The sequence below is a fragment of the Labrys sp. KB_33_2 genome, assembly GCF_052114505.1.
In the GTDB taxonomy this organism is placed as follows: domain Bacteria; phylum Pseudomonadota; class Alphaproteobacteria; order Rhizobiales; family Labraceae; genus Labrys.
Genome location: NZ_JBFREW010000055.1, coordinates 1 through 3,065 on the forward strand (window position 1 = coordinate 1; position 3,065 = coordinate 3,065).

Here is a 3,065-nt window from a genome sequence, read left to right on the forward strand (position 1 = left end):
GCCCCCAAAGGCTGGGTCACCGAGGTGATCCGGCACAACCCGTCATAGCCATAGCTCGTGGTCTGGCCGTTCAGGTCGATCATCCCCGTCAGCGTCTGGCACACCGGATCGGTGATCGGTTGCGTCTTCTGCCGCGTGTCCCCGTTCTGCACATAGAGCGGGTTGCGCTCCTCCACCGGGAACAGGTGATAGGTGGTGTCGTACAGCGTCTCCGCCCGGTTGCCCAGCGCATCCGTCGACGACACCTTGTTGCCATAGCCGTCATAGCTCGCAGACGTCGTCACCCAATGATTGCCAGGATCGAGCCAGGCCCGCGTGCTGGTGACGTCCCCCTTCACCGGCGGTGTCGCCTCGCTCGCTCCGTCGTAGAGCAGCACCGTGTCGCTCATCAACACGCCGGCATTGCTGGTGCCCTTGTAGACCAGCGTCCGCCACGGCAACGAGGTGATGAAGGCGCCCGTGTTCGGTGCATGGTCGTTGATCGTGACGCGCTCGTCGCCCGCCACGTCCGCGTCGCCATTCTCCAGCAACTGCGTGACGTTGCCATACGCGTCATACGTCCGAGACACACTGCTCCGGCGGACGGCCGGCTGGGTCACTGGAATCGTCTGAAGCTCACAATAGTAGAATCTCGTCCCTACCGGATAAATCGGACCAAGGGGCGGACTAGTGCCAGGGCAAGGAATGCTTACAGGACACTCCGTTGGAACCTTGGGATCGGGAGCGACGCGTGTGGTGCAGACCTTAATCGTGGTGGTGCCTGTTGTTATGGTGCTTCCGTCGAACTCCTGCTTCTCGGAAGCGGTGTTGAAGGCAGTATAGGGCAGTGTCAGCGCCGGCACCGTGCCGCTCGCCGGTGGCCAGTTCGCCTGCAGCCCGGCCGTGGTCATCACGCTCCAGGTCTCGGCCTCGCGCGCCAGCACCGTGGTGCTGTCCTGCGTGCTGTGAGCCGTCTTCAAAACCCGTCCAGCGGTGGCGAGACTCTGGTCGAAGGTATAGTCGATGCGGGGCCGTACCGTCTCCCCAACATTGGCTGGCAGCAATGCCACTCCCATGCCGAAGCCCAGGAAACGCCGCTCGGCTGCGTTGTAAAGCGCGCCGGAATAGGAATAGTCCGTGGCGCTGACCGTGCCGCGACCATCATCCCGCGTCACCGTCGATACCGTCTGCATGATCGAGGGCAGCGCACTTCCTGCAGGACGCACCTCGGGCCATGGGTAGGAGCTCGAGGGCTTGTAGCTAATCGAGGCGCTCGCGCCCAACGGCCCCTTTACCGACGTCAGCAGATCCGGATACGCCGTGTTCAGCGTGTAATAATCCCCGCTGCGAGACAGGATGAAGAAACTCGGCGTCGATGAACGCAGGGCTCCCTCGATCAGGTCGTCGCGGCCATCTTCGTCGACATCGGCCACATAGGCGATGCTGGGAAGCTGGCCGGGCACAGCGACAAAACCATCTTCGCCGTTGGATCCGACTCCAGCCCGTGACAGGAACAGGGTTGCGGACGAATTGGGGACGTCGCCCGGCGGAGGGTTGACCGCCACGGTTGTGTTGATCACCAAATCTTGGCGGCCATCGCCATCGAAATCGCCCGAGAGCACGCGCGGAACGCAAACAAGCCCATCGCCCTCAGCCGTAATCGTCCCGATACCGCCGGTGCCCTGTCCCTGTGCGCAACCGCCGCTCAGCATGATACCCCGAGCCCAGACCTGATGCTCGAACCCGGTTCCGGTCGACAGAAACACGCCGAGATCGGCGCCCCCGGCCGGATTCATTTCCAGCGCGACGAGATCGACCTTGCCATCCCCATTGACGTCGGCCGTCAGAACCTGGCCCCGGGACAGCGATTGAACCGAACGGTCGGTCGGGAACTGCCCGACACCGGGCCCATGGGTATTGGCTGTCAGCAGGGTCCCAGGCGCTTCAAACGTCTGAAGCGGGGTAAAGCCGGTACCGGTCGAATAAGCGTAGGTGACCCTTAAAACGCCATTGCCGCTGGTCACTATATAGACGTCGGATTTGCCGTCGCCATTGAGATCGACGTAATGCTGCTCAGTCCATTGCCGGCCAGCGATAAGTTGCTGACTGACGCTTGTCGATATTGGCTCGTCGACCGCAGTACCACCCGTCAGGGATTCGATCTTGGTATAGAACCCGTTCGCCACGAGATAGGTGACGACGAATTCCTTGAAACCGTCACCATCAAGGTCGAGGGGTGTTTTCCAGGTTCCAAAACGCGGCGAGCCCGGTGTCCCTATGCCGCCGGTCCCTCCCAAAAAGCGGCTTTCATAACTGCCATCCGGGCGGCTGAGTTGAAAATACTGCCTTGTCGTATGGGTTGTGACGATTGGCGGATCCTTCATGCCGCCTTGCGTGCCGGTCGTTGCGGTGTCCTCAGTCCGGATGTAATCGGGCCGCCCGTCGCCGTTATGATCTCCCACGAGAAAGGCACTGGTCACCGTCCTCGATCCTGTCGGAGGGTTGGAATCGGTATATTGGCAGCCTCCCCCGAGCGTGGTCGTTCGGGCTGTTCGCGTGCGGCTGGCCGCCTCGGACATCGAGGACGAGTAGCATCGCGTCTTCAGGATGACGACGTCTCGACCAACGCCACTACGTTCTGTGCTATCCTGCCAACTGCTGGAAAGCTTGTCGGGAATGGTATCGCTGTTGATCTCCTGCAAGGCCTGGCTGAAGCCTTGGCTGGCCCCCGCACCGGCCTGCGACACTGTCTGCCCATCATGTCCAGCGAGAGCTGCGTTGTTGCTCTTGGTCCACGCCTGTTCGGTGATGGGGGCTCCGCTCCATCCGAACGTCGTCGGCGGCAGGCTTGTGCCACCTGAGAGACGGTTCTGGCTGAGGCTTGCATCGCGGCCGAACTGGGTCACCGCGGTCAGGCGCGAATAGCCCGAGGCCGGGCTGAGCTCATAGTCGAGATTGTAGCCCCGAACCCGGTTGTTCGCCGTGGTGATACCGATGGAGGCAAGACGCCTGTCGAGCGTGGCGATCGACTTGCCGGTGGCCTGACTGAGTTTGGCCGCGCCGCTCGTCGCCTCCAGGTTGAAGGC

1 protein-coding gene is annotated in these 3,065 nt (G+C 62.2%); it reads right to left on the reverse strand.

Annotated elements, in window-relative coordinates; all coding sequences use genetic code 11:
* Nucleotides 1–3,065 (reverse strand): toxin TcdB middle/N-terminal domain-containing protein (locus AB4037_RS34410; protein WP_441774645.1); only part of this gene is annotated, 3,065 nt, incomplete at both ends.